Origin of the sequence: Paenibacillus alba, assembly GCF_013204855.1 — a bacterium.
Taxonomy (GTDB): domain Bacteria; phylum Bacillota; class Bacilli; order Paenibacillales; family NBRC-103111; genus Paenibacillus_E; species Paenibacillus_E alba.
Window position 1 is genome coordinate 61,487 of sequence record NZ_JABMKZ010000037.1, and the last position, 18,250, is coordinate 79,736.

20 protein-coding genes, 2 rRNA genes and 1 riboswitch are annotated in these 18,250 nt (G+C 47.3%); of the genes, 4 read left to right on the forward strand and 18 right to left on the reverse strand.

Going from position 1 to position 18,250, the window contains the following annotated elements:
• Positions 1–60: 60 nt before the first annotated feature.
• The 4 genes from yabG to HQN90_RS30595 all read right to left on the reverse strand — a co-directional run bounded on the left by yabG (position 61) and on the right by HQN90_RS30595 (position 3,852).
• Complete coding sequence (yabG, locus tag HQN90_RS30580; RefSeq protein ID WP_079417141.1) at positions 61–933, reverse strand: sporulation peptidase YabG; 873 nt, start codon at positions 931–933, stop codon at positions 61–63.
• Between the two features lie 55 nt (positions 934–988).
• Entirely contained in the window at positions 989–1,897 is a 909-nt protein-coding gene (gene rsmA, locus HQN90_RS30585; RefSeq protein WP_173226253.1) for a 16S rRNA (adenine(1518)-N(6)/adenine(1519)-N(6))-dimethyltransferase RsmA, read from the reverse strand.
• Between the two features lie 155 nt (positions 1,898–2,052).
• Positions 2,053–2,595 carry a ribonuclease M5 gene (rnmV, locus tag HQN90_RS30590; protein WP_173226226.1) on the reverse strand — a complete coding sequence of 181 codons (543 nt, stop codon included), beginning with the start codon at positions 2,593–2,595 and terminating at the stop codon, positions 2,053–2,055.
• Between the two features lie 117 nt (positions 2,596–2,712).
• Positions 2,713–3,852, reverse strand: a complete 1,140-nt coding sequence (locus tag HQN90_RS30595) for a 3D domain-containing protein (protein WP_079417147.1) — start codon at positions 3,850–3,852, stop codon at positions 2,713–2,715.
• A gap of 291 nt (positions 3,853–4,143) precedes the next feature.
• Positions 4,144–4,332: riboswitch (cyclic di-AMP (ydaO/yuaA leader) on the reverse strand.
• Between the two features lie 282 nt (positions 4,333–4,614).
• On the opposite strand from HQN90_RS30595, the gene HQN90_RS30600 reads away from it, so the two are divergent.
• Positions 4,615–5,355 carry an ABC transporter ATP-binding protein gene (locus HQN90_RS30600; RefSeq protein WP_173226257.1) on the forward strand — a complete coding sequence of 247 codons (741 nt, stop codon included), beginning with the start codon at positions 4,615–4,617 and terminating at the stop codon, positions 5,353–5,355.
• Positions 5,355–6,587, forward strand: coding sequence for an ABC transporter permease (locus HQN90_RS30605; RefSeq protein WP_173226228.1), 1,233 nt, complete (start codon positions 5,355–5,357; stop codon positions 6,585–6,587). Before HQN90_RS30600 ends, HQN90_RS30605 begins: the two co-directional genes overlap by 1 nt.
• Here the strand turns inward: HQN90_RS30605 and HQN90_RS30610 are convergent.
• A complete protein-coding gene (locus tag HQN90_RS30610; protein ID WP_079417153.1) occupies positions 6,573–7,340 on the reverse strand; it encodes a TatD family hydrolase in 768 nt (255 codons plus the stop codon). The genes HQN90_RS30605 and HQN90_RS30610 overlap by 15 nt on opposite strands.
• A gap of 36 nt (positions 7,341–7,376) precedes the next feature.
• Positions 7,377–8,654: an HD domain-containing protein gene (locus HQN90_RS30615; protein WP_173226230.1), complete on the reverse strand. Its 1,278-nt coding sequence runs from the start codon at positions 8,652–8,654 to the stop codon at positions 7,377–7,379.
• Between the two features lie 371 nt (positions 8,655–9,025).
• On the opposite strand from HQN90_RS30615, the gene HQN90_RS30620 reads away from it, so the two are divergent.
• Complete coding sequence (locus HQN90_RS30620) at positions 9,026–9,280, forward strand: AbrB/MazE/SpoVT family DNA-binding domain-containing protein (RefSeq protein WP_079417157.1); 255 nt, start codon at positions 9,026–9,028, stop codon at positions 9,278–9,280.
• A 151-nt stretch (positions 9,281–9,431) separates the two neighbouring features.
• Here HQN90_RS30620 and rsmI read toward each other — a convergent pair whose 3' ends face one another.
• The 10 genes from rsmI to HQN90_RS30670 all read right to left on the reverse strand — a co-directional run bounded on the left by rsmI (position 9,432) and on the right by HQN90_RS30670 (position 16,792).
• Positions 9,432–10,319, reverse strand: a complete 888-nt coding sequence (gene rsmI, locus HQN90_RS30625) for a 16S rRNA (cytidine(1402)-2'-O)-methyltransferase (protein ID WP_173226232.1) — start codon at positions 10,317–10,319, stop codon at positions 9,432–9,434.
• A 50-nt stretch (positions 10,320–10,369) separates the two neighbouring features.
• Positions 10,370–11,140: a tRNA1(Val) (adenine(37)-N6)-methyltransferase gene (locus tag HQN90_RS30630; protein WP_173226234.1), complete on the reverse strand. Its 771-nt coding sequence runs from the start codon at positions 11,138–11,140 to the stop codon at positions 10,370–10,372.
• A gap of 82 nt (positions 11,141–11,222) precedes the next feature.
• Positions 11,223–11,564, reverse strand: coding sequence for a DNA replication initiation control protein YabA (gene yabA, locus HQN90_RS30635; RefSeq protein ID WP_079417187.1), 342 nt, complete (start codon positions 11,562–11,564; stop codon positions 11,223–11,225).
• Between the two features lie 59 nt (positions 11,565–11,623).
• On the reverse strand, positions 11,624–12,427 hold the full coding sequence (locus HQN90_RS30640; protein ID WP_079417163.1) for a PSP1 domain-containing protein: 804 nt from the start codon (positions 12,425–12,427) through the stop codon (positions 11,624–11,626).
• Between the two features lies 1 nt (position 12,428).
• A complete protein-coding gene (gene holB, locus HQN90_RS30645) occupies positions 12,429–13,406 on the reverse strand; it encodes a DNA polymerase III subunit delta' (protein WP_173226236.1) in 978 nt (325 codons plus the stop codon).
• A 15-nt stretch (positions 13,407–13,421) separates the two neighbouring features.
• Positions 13,422–13,868, reverse strand: coding sequence for a YaaR family protein (locus HQN90_RS30650; RefSeq protein WP_079417167.1), 447 nt, complete (start codon positions 13,866–13,868; stop codon positions 13,422–13,424).
• A 33-nt stretch (positions 13,869–13,901) separates the two neighbouring features.
• Entirely contained in the window at positions 13,902–14,231 is a 330-nt protein-coding gene (locus HQN90_RS30655) for a cyclic-di-AMP receptor (RefSeq protein WP_079417169.1), read from the reverse strand.
• Between the two features lie 45 nt (positions 14,232–14,276).
• Positions 14,277–14,936 carry a dTMP kinase gene (tmk, locus tag HQN90_RS30660; RefSeq protein ID WP_173226238.1) on the reverse strand — a complete coding sequence of 220 codons (660 nt, stop codon included), beginning with the start codon at positions 14,934–14,936 and terminating at the stop codon, positions 14,277–14,279.
• A gap of 41 nt (positions 14,937–14,977) precedes the next feature.
• Positions 14,978–16,486, reverse strand: a complete 1,509-nt coding sequence (locus HQN90_RS30665; RefSeq protein WP_173226239.1) for an aminotransferase class I/II-fold pyridoxal phosphate-dependent enzyme — start codon at positions 16,484–16,486, stop codon at positions 14,978–14,980.
• Between the two features lie 105 nt (positions 16,487–16,591).
• Positions 16,592–16,792 (reverse strand): sigma factor G inhibitor Gin, encoded by a 201-nt coding sequence (locus HQN90_RS30670; RefSeq protein WP_173226241.1) that lies wholly within the window; start codon positions 16,790–16,792, stop codon positions 16,592–16,594.
• A gap of 135 nt (positions 16,793–16,927) precedes the next feature.
• On the opposite strand from HQN90_RS30670, the gene HQN90_RS30675 reads away from it, so the two are divergent.
• On the forward strand, positions 16,928–17,455 hold the full coding sequence (locus HQN90_RS30675) for a hypothetical protein (RefSeq protein WP_173226243.1): 528 nt from the start codon (positions 16,928–16,930) through the stop codon (positions 17,453–17,455).
• A 417-nt stretch (positions 17,456–17,872) separates the two neighbouring features.
• Here the strand turns inward: HQN90_RS30675 and rrf are convergent.
• A 5S ribosomal RNA gene (rrf, locus tag HQN90_RS30680) occupies positions 17,873–17,989 on the reverse strand.
• Between the two features lie 138 nt (positions 17,990–18,127).
• Positions 18,128–18,250: ribosomal RNA gene (locus tag HQN90_RS30685) — 23S ribosomal RNA — on the reverse strand; the annotation flags it as partial.

Here is an 18,250-nt window from a genome sequence, read left to right on the forward strand (position 1 = left end):
ACCTACTCCGTCATCCTTCTCCTAAGAGAGGAACGACAAGCAAGTGCTCTATAAAGGCCGTTAAACATGCTCTTCCGAATGCTGAATACCCGGAATTCCCATCCGATAGCTTCCTCTCGTCTCTACACCACCTAAGCCCTCCAAGCCTGTCACCGTCAAATCAACAATGTCCAGCATTGAGATCGTCTCTCTTACAGAGGTGTACGACAATTTGGCCGCGATGCACAGCGGATCTAGGGCATGAATGAGAATACGGGCAGGCGAACTGGCGAAATTGGCTCCAGCCCTCAGCAAAGCTTCAAAATGGGACTGGCAGGCACCAGCCACAATAATCAAGGAATCCCGATTGCGCTCGTACTGTCTGGCTATCTGTACTGCGTTCACGAAGTTTTGTGAGTTCTTATAGCTGCTTAGATTGTTAGGACCTCTGCTTTTACGATGCTTAAGTATGCCGTCATGACCTGTAATCACCACAATATCCGGCTTAATCTGCGGCAGCAGCCTATGCAGCGCCTCCGCCATTTGCGATTCAGGGATGTAATACCCTTCTGCGGGTATGCGCAATTCTCCATAGATCTGCATACTTTTCCGCAAGTAGGTCGGATCGCCATCCAGATGCAATACTTTGCCTGGTACTTCAAAATAACTCATATTCGTTTTCTGTTTATTGGTGATGGAGATTTGATTTTTCTCCTGCAATTGCATCTGGGATTCCGCCAAACGCCGCAGCGATTCGCGAAACTCGGGCGAGCTGGATCGCGGGTGATCCATCGCTTCCGTCGGATTCGTGATGGTTAAGTCCACCAAGGGCGCATCTGCCAGCAGTCGATAGTCCACACCTCGCAAGACAGCCTTCAACTGCTCAATGCGCTCAATTCTAAACATGACGTCTCCGCCATAGGATTTACGGGTAACAAAGTCTCCTTGCCTCATCGCAGAAATCCCCTCCTAGGGGTATCCTATGGCGAGACTGGGCATTTGGTGCGGGTTATTTGCAGCCGTGCGCGCGAAGAGCCGACGACAAGCGCGCGAACTCTTCCATGCTGAGCGTCTCGCCGCGGCGCGAAGGCTCAATGTTAATGCCAAGCAGCAGCGCTTCCAGCTCCGGCTTGTTTTCTTTGGTGAAGAACCGAGCGGCGAGGTTATTATACAAGGTTTTGCGCCGCTGGACGAAGGACGCCTGAACGACGGCGAAGAAGAAGTCCACGTCCGCCACCTCAACCGGCGGAGTTTGGCGGACACGCAGCCGGATCACGGCGGAATCGACGTTCGGCTGCGGCACGAAGACGGTGCGCGGCACGATGGTGACAAGCTCCGGCTCGCAGTGGAACTGCACGGCAATGCTTAAGCTGCCGTAATCCTTGGTGCCAGGGCGAGCCGCCATGCGGTCGGCCACCTCTTTTTGAATCATCACGACGATATTCTCCAGCGGCAGCTTCTCCTCGAGAAGCTTCATGATGATCGGTGTCGTGATGTAATAAGGTAGGTTAGCGACGACACTGACGCCATCCATGCCCTCGAAGTGCTGCTGGAACAGCGCCTGCACGTCGGTTTTCAAGATGTCCCCATGGACGACAGTCGCATGCGGGTAGGGCTCCAGCGTCTCGGCCAGAATGGGCAGCAGACGCTGGTCGATCTCAACGGCCACCACGCGGCCTGCGAGCTTGGCCAGCTGCTGTGTGAGCGCCCCAATGCCTGGGCCAATCTCAAGCGCAGCCTTGTTAGGTCCAAGCTCCGCTGCCATAACGATCTTGCTTAGGATGTTTTGATCGATCAAGAAGTTCTGTCCTAGGCTCTTTTTGAGCACAAGACCATTCTTTTTAATAATTTGTTTCGTTTTACTGGGTGTTGCCACGTCTTCAGCTGTTACAATTACCTCATTGCCGGGTATATTCATCATATAGGCCTCATTATCTATAGGTTCTGGACTCCTGAATTTCTATCATTCATATCTACTTCTTCTAAGAAGAACTTACTTCGGAGCTTACTCCGAAACTCTCACAGGCCTCTACTGGCCCGTACGAGCGTTGCAAGCGCCTTCTCGACTAGAATCTAGTTCGTCGCTTCCAAATGCTCTAAAGCCGCTTCAAATTCCTCTCGCGAGATCTGGAACATCGCACAGCGCTTATAGAATTGTTTGCCATTGCAATAACCAATTCCTAGTGCACTTCCCACAATAAGCCGGCGAGACGCCGCCTCAGCATGTACAATCAACCCTGCCGCCATAAGATCTTCCATCGTCAGCTGCGAGACCGCGCCTTCATATTCCGTCCGAAGGCTCTGAAGAGCCTGACGAATCGTCTCCGGCGAGGCATTCTCAACGCCGATGTCGCCCTTGTACGCAGCTTGCTCCTGTGTGATGAAAGCATGCTTGCAGCCAGGCACCTTGGCTGCTACAATCTTCCGAATCCGTTCACCTGCATGATCCGGATCCGTAAATATAATAACGCCTCTGCGCTGCTGCGCAAGTGCGATTCGCTTCAATACGGCTTGTCCGATGGCGGAGCCGCCGGTTTCAATCGTATCCGCCTCGACCGCTCGGCGTATTGCAGTTGTATCATCTTTTCCTTCGACGACGATGACTTCTTTAATCATACTCGGTTTCCTTTCGAGTAACGTAGAAAAAGAAGAGGGGTCCCCTCTTCTTTCGCCCAGGCTGAAGCCTGGCAACGTATATATGTCATTCTTCCCGCTGAAACAGTCGTTTACACGTTAGTTTTCTGACGGTTTTTTGGGCCCGACCACATAGACCGTGTACCCTTGTTTGGTTCCGAATTTATTGGCATACCCGTTATCCTCAAAGTAAACATCAATGGTTTGGCCTTTCACACCGCTGCCAGTATCTTCTGCACGGCGGAAACCAATCCCCTCGATATAAACCCACCATCCGAGTGGGATCACCTTCGGATCTACAGCAATTGTTCTTCCTTCTGTTACCGTAGTACCTGTATAGGTTTTCCCATAGCCAGGAGTCCCTTCGGATTTACCTGTTGATTCGGCTCCCGCTGAATAAGCCGTGAGCTTCACATTTTTCAGGATTTGTTTGTATCCGAAAGTCACACCGTTCTTCGAAATTTCATCCACGCTTGGCGAAGAAGCCGAGAGCGCGACAACCGGATTTTTGGTGCCTACAGACACCACTTTACTAATACTTTCTGTTTGTACTGCTTCACCCACAACTGCTTCCGCGACTAATACACCGTCTTCGAAAGTCTTTTCTTTCTTCTTCAAGCGCACGCCTTCTTTACCTTCTTGGACGATTTGCTCTTTGCCTTTGAGCAGCGATGCATCGTTCTTCTTTTGTGTATCGAACGCGATCGGCTCAGTGACTTCCTCCGTCTCTTTTTTCACACGGACGACTTTGATTTCATCGCCGGAAGCCAGAGCAGCTGTCGGTTCGGGAGTAATTCGATCGTGCTCCCCAAGTGCAATATGTAAACGTTGCAATGCACTTTCTACCGTTCTTGCAGTTGTGTAAACAGTGGTGGTCTTTCCATCAGCAGTCAATTGAATTGGTGAAGCATGCTCGATAACAAATTTGTCTCCGCCTTTGATTTTGGTCGTAGGCACAGCAGATATTTCATCGTGTTCACCAATCGTTATGGCTTGTTCATCCAGTAGGCGTTGCAGGACCCATTGTTTCGTATGTACAACGGTTTCTTGTCCATTCACAACCACGGATACGCTCTTGGTAGCCGTACCGTACAACAACACCAAAAACATGAAAGTCATTGCGATTGAGATTAGAGCTAAGCTTAAAATCAAACGCAAGTTTTCATGCTTCCATCGCAATGCGAAGGACATGCTGGATGATCGTTTTACATGGGTCTCGCTAATTGAGATACTGCCCACTTCTTCGGTCCTCCTTCAAAGCCTCGCCGCCAGGTTACAGCATGATTAAATTTGACGCGACTAAGGTTTTTTAGTTTAACTTAACGTGTTCGCCTTCGGCAGTAAGGTAATTACCGCTGCCTTCTGGTCGTCCCACACCAGTTTAACCACTCAACATCCTATGAATTCCGGGTACACTTTAGTCGTCCGAAATGTGCAAAGCACCAAAAGGAGACAAAAAGCCAGCAAGAAGAGGACTCTTCTCGCTGGCTTAGTTTGCATAGTGAAATACACAAATAGCACGAACGACAATCGTTACCTCTCTTACGCTTACGAGGTTAGCTGACGGATTCGGACGTGAGAGTCGCCCTACTCAAAGCATACGAAGTACACTCCAAGATTCACCCCTGTTACTCACTCTGTTCACTCCAACAGTTATCGACTGTTCAAGCTTACAGTGGTTCCCCCGTTCCCATAAATGGAACTCAGCGAATGGAAAAATGGCAAATTGGTTATTAAGTTATTATGAAAAGTATATTACGCTGTTAATCTTAACCTGTAAAGGCAATGACACCTACTAAAAAGGGCTAAATCGTTTAAAATTAGCTTAATTAACCAATAAAACTGCCTTTTATCTACATTTAACTCTTTATAACGCACGAATACTAACTTTCTTCGTATTTCCGCACTCAAACTAGGCTTAGAAACCAAATTTGTTTATAATGATCGTGTAGAAAACCAATTGAAAAATACCAATAATTTGCTATTCAGGGAGGCACTATGATGGGGCCGATTTTACAAGTTGACGCTTTATACGGAGGATATTTACCGAACAAACCTGTCCTTCATGACTTAACCTTTTCGATCCTTCAAGGTGAAATGATGGGGTTGATTGGACTCAACGGAGCAGGGAAAAGTACAACAATCAAAAACATTCTTGGCCTGCTTCAGCCCCAAAAAGGTACGATTCGCATTAACGGCTTGACTCTTGCCGAACAACCCATTCCCTACCGCTCGACCTACGCTTATGTACCCGAGAGCCCAGAGCTTTATGAAGAGCTTACGATTCGTGAGCATCTGGAGTTGACCGCCATGGCTTACGGCTTGTCCCGAGAGGATTATCTATCCCGCTCAAACACGCTGCTGGAGCAGTTTCAAATGCAGGACAAGCTGAACAGCTTTGCCAGCCACTTGTCGAAGGGGATGAAGCAGAAGGTCATGATTATGAACGCCTTCCTGATCGAGCCCTCGTTATACATCATCGACGAACCGTTCCTCGGCCTCGACCCGCTGGCGATTCGCTCCTTGTTGGAATTAATGGTCAAAATGAAGAACAAAGGCGCCTCTTTCCTTATATCCTCGCATATTTTGTCTACAATTGAGAAATATTGCGACAACTACGTGGTTCTGCACCGCGGCCATATGGTCGCACAAGGTGATTTAGTCGAATTGCGCGGTCAAACCGAGCTGCCTGAGGCGTCACTGGACGACATCTTCTACAAGCTGGTCAAAGGGGAATCCTAATGAGTACGATGACGATCGACACCCGTACCCTCTGGCAGCAAAGATTTCAACATTATATGAAGGAATCCATGGGCTATTGGCAATATGCAGCGCGCAGCAACTTTCTTGGACTCGTGTTGTTTCTTGTCATTCTTTCTTCCTATTATTACGCAAAAATATTACAGCGTCTTCCGACAGATTATCCCTATTTATGGTTCGTCTTGCTCCTGCTTGTTCCGTCTATTGCTTCAAGCCCCATTCGCACATTGGTCCGGAGTGCGGACCGCATGTTTCTACTGCGGATTGAGCATCAAATGGGCACCTATTTTCGCGGTGGATATATGTATAGCTTGGCTCTGCAGGCCTTTCGAACCTTTCTCGCCTGGGTTGTGCTGTGGCCCCTTTATCATCACTGCTTAGGAACGAATTCACAGCATTTTTTATGGATGCTGTTTCTGCTCCTTATAATGAAGATAGCGAATTTATCAGCCAGTTGGCAAGAGAGCCGCTTTGCTCACGAACGTGCCCGATTGCTGTCCACCAGCTATCGCTGGATCGCGACAATTGCTCTAATTGTCATACAATTTCACTACAATGTTCTATGGGCAAGCGCTGCAGCGATTCTGCTTATTCTTATCTGGTTAGCTGCGACGCATTTCGTCTCCAAATATGTGATCGCATGGGATTACTTGATCGCCAAGGAGAAACAGCAGCAGGCTAGATTATACGCCTTTTTCAATTGGTTCGTGGATGTGCCCGGTCTCCCAACGCGAATAACCCGCCGAAGATGGATCAGCGGGTTGACACGATTTATTCCTTTTAGACAAGATGCCACCTATTTGTACATATATATGAAAACACTTCTGCGCACAGAGCTGTTCTCGATTGTTTTGCGCCTTACCTTGATCGGCACGGTAGCGATTGCTGTGTCAAGCAGTGAAACGGCAAGATGCTTCATCATGCTTGTCTGCCTGCTAATCTCACTCATTCAATTGACTTCACTTGAGCGAGCTCACCGCTACACTTTCTGGCTGGATATGTATCCGCTGGATCGCGATACGAAAGCCGGTTCACTCGCCTTTATTATCTGGTTGGTCCTTCTGATAGAGCTATGTATTCTGAGCATTCCTCTATTAATTCGATCAAGCCTTATCTACAGCTTAGTTCCACTCTCTGCACTCCTGCTTCTCACGTTCATCTGCGGAATTGTGCTTCGCCGCAGATTTCAGAAGAACGCTTTACTTGAGGCCTAACAAGCGAATGGTGTTGTTTGTCGTAATTTCGGCGATCTCCTCGAGTGTCATCCCGCGAATTTCCGCGGCTGTTTCAGCCACTAAGCGAACATAGGCAGATTCATTGCGTTTGCCGCGGAAAGGGTGCGGGGTTAGATAGGGAGCATCGGTCTCAATCAACAAACGGTCCAAAGGAACTTGCGCCAGCACTTCCTTGGGCTGTTTGGCGTTTTTGAACGTCACAGGACCTCCGAAAGAGATGTGGAAGTTCATATCCAGACATTGTTTGGCCGTCTCCCAGCTCCCCGAGAAACAGTGCATAATTCCCCCGACTTCCTCCGCCTTCTCTTCTTTTAAAATATGCAAAATATCTTGATGCGCATCACGGTTATGAATAACGATCGGCAAGCTTAATTTACGAGCTAAACGAATTTGCTCCCGAAACACCCGCTGCTGAACATCCTTGGGCGATTTATCCCAGTAATAATCCAGACCAATTTCCCCGATAGCCACAACTTTCTCGTGCTTGCACAGTTCTTCAATCCATTCCAAATCACCGGGCATCATATCAATGGCGTCTACAGGATGCCAACCTACTGTTGTATAGATGAAATCATATCTCTCCGCAAGAGCAATGGAGCTTGGAATCGTCTCCCGGTTGAAGCCCACGTTCACCATGCGAGTGACACCGGCATCCAGCGCCCGCTGAATGACTTCATCTTGATCTTCGTTAAATTGCTCTGCATTCAAATGTGTATGTGAATCTGTCAGCATGGCTGTTCTCCCTTATCCTTATGTTGAAAGTACTCATTATTCTTGCTCGCCCAGCAGCTCCCACAAATCCGGATAGTTCGTTGCATTCAAACGCTCCAGCAGCTCTTCCGGATAATACACATGATGTTTCCCCATTTGGAAACCGCTTATAGACTGTACAATTTCAGAGCGATGTGTAATTTCCGTTAAATTCTCCTTATGATCGAGCAGAAGAATAGGCAAGTTGTCATCTGTTTCACCTGGTCTGTACACATCATAAGATTGATTGGAAGGGAAATCAATTTCCATGTAATAAATCGGATCGAAGCCAACCTCCGCCATCACCTTTTCCATCCGTTTAATCAGATGCTGATTCGATTCTTCGAAAGTACTGTATTTATACAATTTACGGTCCAAAAACCGTTTGCACATATCAGCAAGGATGGGGTCCTTCTCCTGGCACCAGAATGTCAACATCGTCTGCATGACAGATTCATCCAACAGCAGATAATCCTCCAACGTAATTTTATTCTGGATCAGATGCAAAATGGGCTCCACCATAAATCCAAACACATAGTTGTCTTCATATAAATGTTTAGCACGCGCAAAAACTTTGTGCAGCAATATTTCCGCACTCCGGGTCACCGGATGGAAATAGACCTGCCAATACATTTGATAACGGGACATCAAATAATCTTCTACCGCATGCATGCCGCTTTCCTTGACCACAATATGCCCTTTATACGGCCGAATCACCCGAAGTATCCGTTCCAGATCGAAGGTGCCATAATTAACACCCGTGAAATAAGCATCGCGCAGCAAATAATCCATGCGATCTGCATCCAACTGGCTGGAGACAAGACTCACGACAATCTCTTCACTGTAGGATTTGCAGATAACTCCAGCTACCTTCTTCGGAAAGTCAGGCGATACCCGGCTAAGCACTTCATTGACTTCTGTATCTCCCAGCACAATTCGGCAGGACCAATCTTCATGTTTCGTCCCGAAAGCTTTTTCAATCGAGTGCGAAAAGGGACCATGCCCTAGATCATGCAGCAAGGCCGCACACAAGCAGAGAAGACGCTCCTCTTTTGGCCAGTCATCATATTGATTGCGTTCGAATTGCGAAATAATTTTGCGAGTGACCTCGTACACGCCCAATGAATGGGAGAATCGACTGTGTTCAGCGCCATGAAAAGTTAAGTACGATGTGCCCAACTGCCGAACGCGACGCAGCCTCTGAAACTCCCGTGTGTTAATTAAATCCCAGATGGTCGCGTCCTGCACGTAAATATATTTATGAACCGGATCTTTGAAAACCTTCTCTTCCTTCATCCTTTCACAACCTCTCTTTATATAAGTTTAATCTTTTCGACAATTCTAAATCAATACTTCGACACGCTTTGTAGTATTTTGTCGAATTTCCAATTCCATTTTTGATGTGCTTTATTCTCAGGCAATTCCTCTAGAAATTTCACTAACCAGAACCCTCTTACGTAGTATAAGGCTTACAAATCCTTGTTGCACTTGGTTTTTGGCTTAAATTGGTTGGTGACAAGAATTTGAAAATTTATGAATTAAAGACTAAACTACGCGAAAATATGGTTGACTATTTTGGGAATGGTTGGTATCATTAGGCAAGAAGATATGTCGAAACATGACGATATTGATAAAGTTTTAATAAAATCGAAAGGGGTTTTTTATATATGTTGAAATCTACAGGCATTGTAAGAAAAGTTGACGAATTGGGGCGCGTTGTTATCCCGATCGAATTGCGCCGCACTTTGGGTATTGGCGAGAAAGACGCTTTGGAAATTTATGTGGATGGCGAGCGCATCATGCTTAAGAAATATGAGCCTGCTTGTATCTTCTGCGGCAACGCCGAAAACGTTTCCTACTTCAAAGGAAAAATTGTTTGTCATATTTGTTTAGCAGAAATGCCAACACCTGTGACAAAATAAGAAATTTAGTGTATAATAGAAGTAGCACTTATCCTATTGGTAATTCTAACCTTTTTCATATCTCCTCTAATCTCTAATTTGTTGGCTTCGGCCACGGATTAGAGATCTTTTTTTGTCTGGACTCTGCGGCAAAAGCATGTGCCCGAGCGCCTTAGCGCTCGAGAAGTGCATTATAGATATCGCGTTTGGACAACCCGCGATCATTCGCGACTTGCTTCATCGCTTCCTTGCGGTCGCTGCCCTGCTGCTCGTAATGTTCCACATGGTCGCCGAGCGTCATCGCCTCCCACCAGCCGTCTGCCGCTTCCCGCGCTGCGGCGGCTGAGGTGCCTTCGGCGATAATGCAGTACTCGCCCTGCGGTGGATACTGCGCTAAGTGCTCGAGGCACTCTGCGATCGTGCCGCGCAGAAACTCCTCGTACCGCTTCGTCAGCTCGCGGGCGAGACACACTCGGCGCTCCGCCCCCCACACTTCCGCCATGCGGGCAAGTGTCTTATCGACGCGGTGCGGGGATTCATAGAACAGCAGCGTGTCCTGCACGTGCTGCAACCCTTCAAGCACCTTCGTCTGATCCTTTTTCTCCCGGGGGAGAAACCCGACGAAGGCAAACCGCTCGGTCGGCAGGCCAGATGCAATCAGCGCCGACAGAGCGGCATTCGCGCCGGGGATGGGCACCACCGGCACGTCCTGCGCTACGGCCATCCTCACCAGGTCGTAACCTGGATCGGAGATGGCCGGAAGTCCCGCATCGCTGACCAGCGCGATGCTCTGCCCTTCAAGCAGCAAGCGGACAAGTTCGGGTCCGCTTGCCTGCTTGTTGTGTTCGTGATAGCTGACGAGTCGCGTAGCGACCTCGAAGTGCGTCAGCAGCTTGCGCGTTTGCCGCGTATCTTCCGCGGCGATCATGTTCACTTCCTTTAAGATGCGAATCGCACGGAAGGTCATATCTTCCAGGTTGCCGATGGGTGTGGCAACCAAGTATAGCGTACCAGCGCCGCTTCTATCGTCGCGATAACTTTTTTGCACATTCAAGCTCACAGAATTCCCTCTTTACTATTCGACTTAGTTGTATATGGATTCTCGCTCTTTTACTCCGCTTCTTCTGCTGAGAATTCCAGAGAGGCTCGGCCCCCATAATAAATCTCCTTCAATTCCTTGCAATATTCCTGATTCTCGTCGTACACAATGAGCGGGGGCAGTGTCCGAATCTCCGGTTTCCCGTCCTTCATGCCTTCGATTAGCACCATCATGGCTTCTTCGCCCGCACGAGCATGTACATAGCGAATGCGTTTGGGCTCAAGCCGGTACTTCCTCATTAGACAGCAAATATCGATTAACCGCGTTGCGCGATGGACCATCGCCACTTTACCACCGGCTTTGACTAGCTTCGCGCTAGCCGCAATAACATCTTCCAAGGTGCAATGTATCTCATGACGCGCAGCAGCATAATGCTCATTCACATTTTGCTCGCCGTTTGGCACCGGCAAATAGGGGGGATTCACGGTCAAAGCATCAAATTGTCCATGACCTAACGTTTGATGAATGGTTTTCAGATCCCCTTGGATCATATGTAACCGATCTTCCAAGCCGTTAATCATCGCGTTGCGCACCGCCATATCGGCAAGCCGCTCTTGAATTTCTACGCCCCAAATTTCGGCGCGAGTTCTCGTTGCAAGCAGCAGGGGAACGACGCCATTGCCTGTGCATAGATCAATCATACGCCCCTTAGGCGGCACACTGCAAAATCTGCCCAGCAGGACGGCGTCCAGCGAAAAGCTGAACACCTCGTCACTTTGAATGATTTTCAAATCATACGTCAATAAATCATCAATACGTTCTGTCGGTCGTAAAGGCACCATGTGTTTCTTCGTCCATTCCTTTCTTGATCTTGCTCCTTATGGAAAAAAACCGTAAGGCATAAACCCCTACGGTCACAAGCACTTATTTATTTAAAAAGGATAAGCAAAACAAACAATCTCCTTCAGTCCGAAGGTGTCCGTAATACACATTGCAGATATGAAACCCTTCATTATAGAGGCGAGTCAAATTATCATACCCGGCTCCTGGTAAGGGAAGCGTTTCTTCTGCCTCTCCTACAGGCTGCTCGACAATCGTTTCCTCTTGTCGGATCAGCTTGCGAAGCTGCTGGTTCTCTATGCTTAGTCTCTTATTTTCTTCGATGAGGATAATGATTCGTTTCTTTAAGGCACCCAACTCGGCATAAGTGGCACCCATGCGTTCTTCTATTTCATCTATTTGTCCAAAAATATCTTGTTTATCCACGCTTTCACCTCTAGTGCCATGCATGCTTACTGGCCAGCGCCTCCTTGGATCTTATGCCGCTACTCTTGTTCAACCACATCATCGAAAGGTAAATCAAGTGCTTTACCAAGGTCGAACAATTGAACCTTCGCGGTACGCTCACTAATATTTAACCCTAATACCTTACCGTTACCAAAAGAGGTGATTACATGCCTTCCAACGGTTGGCAGCGAATCTTTGGCACTTTCATAATTATCATGCTCGTATTTCAAGCAGCACATTAATCGACCGCATAAGCCGGAAATTTTCGTTGGATTCAACGATAAATTCTGATCTTTGGCCATCTTAATAGATACCGGCTCAAAATCCCCCAAAAATGACGAGCAGCACAGAATCCGCCCACACGGACCTATACCTCCAAGCATTTTCGCTTCATCCCTTACGCCAATTTGGCGAAGCTCGATGCGAGTGCGGAAAATGCTTGCTAAATCTTTAACCAGCTCACGGAAATCAACGCGTCCCTCTGCCGTAAAATAAAAAATAATTTTATTGCGGTCAAAGGTATACTCTACGTCCACGAGCTTCATCTTAAGACTATGGTCTTTAATTTTCTCGTGACATGTTTGGAACGCATCCTTGGCTGCTTTTTTGTTCTCTTCAACCAGATCCGCGTCTGTATGATCCGCGATACGTATGACTTTCTTGAGAGGAAGAACAACGTCATTCTCTTTGACCGTTTTCTTGCCTACTACGACTTTGCCGTATTCTACGCCGCGAGCGGTTTCAACAATAACGGCACTTTCCTTCTCAATGGGCAAATCAATCGGATCAAAATAATATATTTTACCCGCTTTCTTAAAGCGGACGCCTACTACCGAATACATCTTACACCCCCTGCATCTCCACGAGCATTTTCTCGATCACCAACTGAGAATTGGCGTTGAAGCGCAGTCGCTTTTGCAGTTCTACGGCTTGCTCCATCATACCCACCCAAGCTGAGACATCCCGGCTGAACGCGAGGGAGCTCATCCAGTCCAGCTGATCATTATATACAAGCTTATCTCTGCGCTCCAGGCGCAACTGCACCATATCTTTAAACCAGAGAATCAACAAGTCGAACAGACTCGACATGTGATCCGCAAGTTCTGTTTTCACAATTCGTTGCTGCACTGTAATGATAGAAGTAGGGAAACGTGTGAGCGTCTCCTTAGCTAATTGTAACACTACGGTTCTCATTTCTGCAAACCAATTCGCACCAATCAGCTCTCTAGCTGCCTGCAAACCTGCCGTTAGATGAGAAGCAGGCTGCACGAGTGCAGCTGGATGGCCTTCTTCAAGAAGCGTCAGCACCATCTGCTCCCGAGGCATTGGTGTAAAATGAATCCACTGCGCCCGTGACTGAATCGTAGGGAGCAGGGCATTGCCATTCTCTGTAATCAGAATTGCAACTACATGCGAGGTCGGTTCCTCTAGAAATTTAAGCAAGCTGTTCGCAGCCTGCACCGTCATTTTCTCTGCATGGTGCAGAATATAAATTTTGGTTCCGGAAGCTGTAGCCCTGTAAGCAAATTCCTTCTGAAGCTCACGAATTTGCTCGATTTTGATCGAAGCGCCATCTGGCGCAACAACGTGCAGGTCCGGGTGATTGCTGTGTTCGACTTTCCGACACTCCAAGCATTCACCGCAGGCTTCATCCGTTCCACGCTGACAGTAAATCGCTTTCGCTAATGCGGTAGCCATCTCCGATCGGCCTGTGCCGACAGGTCCGCTAAAAATGTAGGCGTGAGACAGCTTGTCTTGCCGCAGCCCGTTCTGCAGCAGCTGCTTGGCAGCCGTTTGCCCCGGTATGGCTTGGAAGGACATTCGGTTCTCCCCCTCCTAAAATAACAAGTTAATCAGCATGCCTCGGATTTCTCCGATTTTCTGCAAAATGTCAATTCGTCCCTGCTCGCTCTCCAGCAGCTCATCTGCCAGAGAGAGCAGTTCTTGATCAATCTCTTCCAACAACTTATATCGTTTCGAACGGCCGCGACGATCCCAGCCCTTCGTATCTCTTAAGTTCACACCACGCCTGGCGGTTTCCTCCAGAAATTGTCTAATCAACAATTTATATTGAAGAAGATCTCTCACTGTCATCCCACGCGACAGACGGTCACCTTGCAGCGTGATTTGCTGCACCATTTTGGACAACTGCTCCTGCGTAAATTTCTCATCCTGCTGCTGCATAATGTCAGAGAAATTCCGGGGGGCCATCTGTGGCGGTGGGACGTTCTCATTGACTTTGACGTTTTTACCGATGGGCTGCCACCCCGGATTAATTTTCAAGACGCATCCATCCTTGTATAGGTCTGATTAGACTTAATAGTGCTCGAAACGCTCAACCGGCAATACGAAAACCGCGGCCCCACCCACTTGAACTTCCACGGGGAATGGAATATACGAATCCGTCGTTCCTCCCATGGGCGAAACCGGTGTAACCAGTTGTTCACGGATTTTGCAATTGGCACGAATAACCTGCATAACCTCTTGAACCCTCTCATCTTCCGTACCAATCATAAAAGTGGTATTCCCAGCACGCAAAAACCCACCCGTACTCGCCAGCTTCGTGGCGCGAAACCCTTCTTTGATTAACGCATTAGAAAGACGGTTGCTGTCTTTATCTTGTACAACGGCTACGACTAGTTTCATAAGTGTTGCCTCCCTTTTATTATAAACTAAGAATCGATTTTCTGCTTAGACGGAAATATGTTCCTCTAGCAAACGGTTACAATCCTCCCAAATCTCTGTAGCAATCTCCACTTCGCTGCGATTCGCATTCACAACTCTTACACGCTCAGGATGATCGGCTGCAATCTGATGAAATCCAGCCCGTACCCGGCTATGGTAGTCGACATGCTTTTGTTCAATGCGATCTAATTGTTGAGCGTTAGTTCCCGAACCTGAGGCGCGCCCATGCAATCTGGCCATGCTTACTTCAACCGGAACATCCAGAATGTAAGTGCGAGTAGCTTCAAGACCTGAGCTGGCATAGCGAGAAATCTCCTTAACAATATCTACCTCTATGCCAAGACCATACGCCTGATAAGCTACGCTGGCATCAATGAAACGATCGCACAATACAATGCGTCCAGCTTTCAGTGCCGGAAGAATCAATTGATGTACATGCTGCGCTCGAGAAGCCGCGTAGAGCAGGACTTCTGCTTGATCTACCATCTCCTTATGTGCAGGATCGAGGATAATGCTTCGAATCTGATCGCTAATTGCCGTTCCGCCCGGCTCTCTGGTTACAAGGACATCATGTCCGAGTTTCTTAAGATCCTCCGCCAGCATTCGCAGCTGTGTTGTCTTCCCAGCACCGTCAGGACCTTCAAAGGTAATAAATATTCCGTTCACGCTTTCCTCCTACATACTGCTTTACCAGATCTTATTGTGGTTTATGTGTATATCTTTAGCTTGTGTGTCTGACCAAATTGAGTGCCTTGGAACTTAATCCCACTTGCGGCTAATTGCCATAAAGCCTCTGCTGTTGAAGCTGAGATCACTTCGCCAGGATACAGATAAGGAATTCCCGGTGGATACGGAATGACCATATCCGCTGAGCGGTAACCTATTGCCTCCTGAACACTAACCGTACTGCATGCAGCATCTGCTTTCCTTGCTTGAGAGATGTCTCTCATATCAAAAGCAATGGGTGAAGAGATTTGTGCGTAGTAGGGTAATTTAAGTATATTCGAGATAGGCCTCTGAAGTTCCTTCTTTTCCAAGGGCTCCTCCAAACAAATGTTATGTAAAACGTCGATAACCCTCAACATATCTGCCCTGCTTGTAGCAGGCGTGAAAACCAAAAGCACTTGCCGGCCATCTGTCATTTCCACAAAAATACCCTGATCTTCTAGTCTATCCTTCAATTCCATCCCGGTTAATGTATAAGTTTGATCAGAGATTGCTATTTTAAATGGATCCGTCGTATTATCTTGCCCTTTATTTGTATCATTTTGACATCCTCGCGGTTGATAATCGAACCTCTGAAGCTTGTCTAGCTGCCGTCTAAACTCGTTCACTACGGCTATTCCTTGTTCCAGCCATGCCTTCCCTTCTGTATGCATCCTCTTTCTTGCTAAATCCAAAGACGCCATAATCGGATACGAAGGACTGGAACTTTGCAACATCGCGAGCAATTGTCTAACCGCTTCGCGATCAATGAGTGGGCCTTGCACATGCAGCATGGCACCCATCGTCATCGCGGTCAGCATTTTATGTGTGGATTGAACCACTGCATCCGCTCCTTGGGACAAGGCTGAGGCAGGCACCTCGGGATGAAAGCCATAATGGGCTCCATGCGCCTCATCCACCAGAAGCAATTTCCCTTGTGCATGCAGGAGATCCGCATACGGCTTCAAGTCAACGCCCATCCCGTAATAATTCGGGTTCGTTACAAAAAGGGCTCTTGCCTCCGGGTATTGCTCAAGTGCTTGTCGTACACTCTCTAACGGAACACTAGTCGCCACGCCGGTTTCTGGATGCATCTCAGGAGCTATAAAAACGGCTCTAACTCCCGCTAGCATCAAACCATGAATAACCGATTTATGTACATTTCTTTGCACAAGCATGACATCATTACGATCACAAACTGCCGCAATCATCGCCATATTCCCCACTGTACTCCCGCCAATGAGAAAGTGAGTTTCCTCGGCTCCGAAGCATTCTGCCGCTAATTCCTCCGCTTCCTTAATTACTCCCTCTGCATGATGCAAATCATCTAGTCCTGTAATCTCCGTATAATCAATAGACATCACCGTCTTGAGAAATCTTTCGCCTTCCTCCATTAAGCCTTGTCCAGATTTGTGTCCTGGCACATGAAGACTTACAGGGTTCATCTTGTGGTGCGCGACCATGGCCTCATATAGCGGCGCACGGTGCGAGTTTAAACGTTGACTGCACATTCCTGCTATGACTCCTTGCGCTCTTTGAGCTTTCTATTTTATACCCTTATAGTAGTGGATTGACGCTGAAAAAACAAAAAAGCTTCTATATAAGAAGCTTTCCTATTAATTCATATATTGCTTTGAATTACCCGTATACAACACTTTTCTCATCTGTCTCACAAAAAAGGGATATTTCTGATCATTTACATTCGTTTGAACAATCTCCTTATTGCAGTCATCACAGATAAATGCTGTTATAATATGAATTCCGCCTAACTTTTGCTGCTCGCAGATCATACATACCCCAAAACGGTTCTCCTCCATATGATCACCCCATCTTCATTTACCTCTAGTATAGCCATTTCTCGATTCTCCTAAACTAGTTAATCGCTCATCTTTTGGAAGCATTCTGCCGATATACACTTATATCAGGTTAACCGCCTTGCGGAGGTCATCATCATGTCAACCATACAAGATCCCAATTTATCCAATCAATCTACAATTTACAGCTATACGTTAGTCAAACGCCTCTACCATTCCCTCTACAAAACCATTCTTTATTTCTTACTCCTAGCCTTGGCGCTACTGTATAAGTTCGATACGTCTAACTGGCTGCCGCTGTTAGTGAGCTATCCGCTTCTTCTAATGTTCCACACGCTGCTCGTGCGCGCTTACTTCCAATTTACGATCGGTATGGCTATGAGAGGCTGGTCCTATCGCTGGGGGATTTTCTGGTGCGGCTTTCTGCCTGATGGCAATGCCTCCATCCGACTTGTCTCCAGAATCCAACTGCACTTATTCTGGATCGGTCTTTCCATCATTTTGCTCCTGTATCCATGGATTCCGGATCATTGGCTTATTTATCTAACTATTTTTCATATTTGGATGGTTATGCCGCGGCTTTGGATGTTGTTCCGGTTTCGCCCTTATCGCAAAGCGGGTCTAATTAAGATCACCGACAAGGATACCTCTTGCTACATTCAATAACATTCGTAAGAAAACCCTCAAATCACTGTAAAGTGAGTTTTGAGGGTTTTTAGATTGTATTGTTTGGGATAGAAAGTTTAGAGTTACGTTCGAATGGGAACTAGGATACCCTATATGCGGAAAAAAGGGGAGATATCTATCGAAACGGAACTACGATCCGCTATATGTCCAAAAAGAACGATTGATTGCGCATTTTGGAGGAATTAGCGTATTGTAGTTCCGGTTGCCCGCGAATTCGCTCCAATTTTATGAAATAGCGTATCCTAGTTCCCTTTCGGCTCAATGTCTGAAATGTGTAGCTTAGACAAAACCTTAAGGACTGTACTACGGCAATACCATGGTTGACTTGAAACGCAACTTCCATCGTTACAGAAAAAAACCTTCATAAGATTTCTCTTATAAAGGCTTCCTATAATTGCTTGGCAACGTTCTACTCTCCCAGAACCCTGCGGTTCAAGTACCATCGACGCTGGAGGGCTTAACGGTCGTGTTCGAGATGGGAACGCGTGGGTCCCCTCCGCCATCATCACCAAACGGGATGCTTCTGCCAGGAAACATCAAAAATCATTGTTCAGGCTGACTTGCACCCTGAAAACTAGATACGAAATGTACGTAAAGATAAGATCAATTCTGCTACGACTGGCGTAGTTTCATTTGCTGCTTAGTCAGCTATTGGTTAAGCCCTCGACCGATTAGTATTCGTCAGCTGCATACGTTGCCGCACTTCCACCTCGAACCTATCAACCTCGTCGTCTACAAGGGGTCTTACATACTGGGAAATCTCATCTTGAGGGG